This window comes from Hydrogenophaga sp. (genome assembly GCF_041633695.1).
In the GTDB taxonomy this organism is placed as follows: Bacteria; Pseudomonadota; Gammaproteobacteria; order Burkholderiales; family Burkholderiaceae_C; genus Hydrogenophaga.
The window spans coordinates 1-1,275 of record NZ_JBFJMY010000734.1 but is presented as its reverse complement, the minus strand read 5'-3'; the positions used below and the strand labels follow the sequence as shown (position 1 = coordinate 1,275).

General features: G+C 65.1%; 1 protein-coding gene. It reads right to left on the bottom strand.

The annotated features are described in order from the left end of the window. Positions 1–90 precede the first annotated feature (90 nt). Positions 91–1,275, bottom strand: a 1,185-nt coding sequence (locus ABYB95_RS23665; RefSeq protein WP_372662876.1) for a Do family serine endopeptidase, incomplete at its 5' end; no start/stop codon positions are given.

Below are 1,275 nucleotides of genomic sequence, written 5' to 3'. Positions count from 1 at the left end.
TCGCCTGCCCCGGCTGTACTGTGGCAAATCGGCCACCGGTGCCCAAAGGCCCCAAATCCCACAAGGTCTGGGGGTCAATTCTGGACTGGGTTAGCGCTGCGGCCGGATCACGGCGTACTGCGCCCAATCACCTCGACGAAACAAGACGTGGATGGGTTTGGACTTGTCGAGCTTGCCGAACACGGCCTCCAGCTCTTTCAGCGAATTGGTTTCCACGTTCGCCAGCGACACGATCACGTCGCCCTCTCGCAGGCCGGCGCGCGCCGCAGGCCCTTCGGCAGCGGCCACGAGCACACCGCCCTTCATATTGAGCTCTTTCTTCTGGGCGGGCGACAGGTCGGCCAGACCCAGGCCCAGCGACGCGGCCGCGCCCGCCGCCGGTTTGGTCTTTTCGGGCTCAGTGGCTGCCACCGTGGGCTGGTCGGGCTCCAACTCTCCCACGGTGATGCTGAGTTCGCGGGTGCTGCCGCGCCGAAACACCGTCATCGTGCTCTTGGTGCCGGGTTTGGTATTGCCCACAAAACGGGGCAGGTCCGAGGACTTTTCAATGTCCTTGCCATCGAAGCGCAAGATGATGTCACCCGGCTCCACACCGGCCTTGGCCGCTGGTGCATTCGCCTCGACCCCCCGCACCACGGCGCCCTTGGGCTGCCCCAGGCCAATGGCTTCGGCCACTTCTTTGCTGACCTGGTCGATCTGAACCCCGATGCGCCCACGCGTGACCCGCCCGGTGGTTCGGAGCTGGTCCGACACGCGCACCGCCTCATCGATCGGGATCGCAAACGAGATCCCCTGGAAGCCACCCGAGCGCGAGTAGATCTGGCTGTTGATGCCGACCACCTCGCCGCGCATATTGATCAAAGGCCCACCCGAGTTGCCGGGGTTGATGGCCACGTCGGTCTGGATGAAAGGCAGAAAATCGCCGGTGTCGCGCTGTTTGGCGCTCACGATACCGGCCGTCACCGTGTTCTCCAAACCAAACGGCGAGCCAATGGCCATCACCCATTCGCCCACCCGCAGGCGGTTCACGTCGCCCATCTTGACCGCGCTCAGGCCCGAGGCTTCGATCTTGACCACCGCCACGTCGGTGCGTTTGTCGGCACCCACGACGCGGGCCTTGAACTCGCGCTTGTCCGGCAAGGTCACGACGACCTCATCGGCGCCGTCGATCACATGGGCGTTGGTCATGATGAGCCCATCGGCACTCAGCACAAAACCCGAACCCACGCCGCGCGGCTGCGCCTCGTCGGAAGGTCCAGGGCCTTGGCGCGGCCC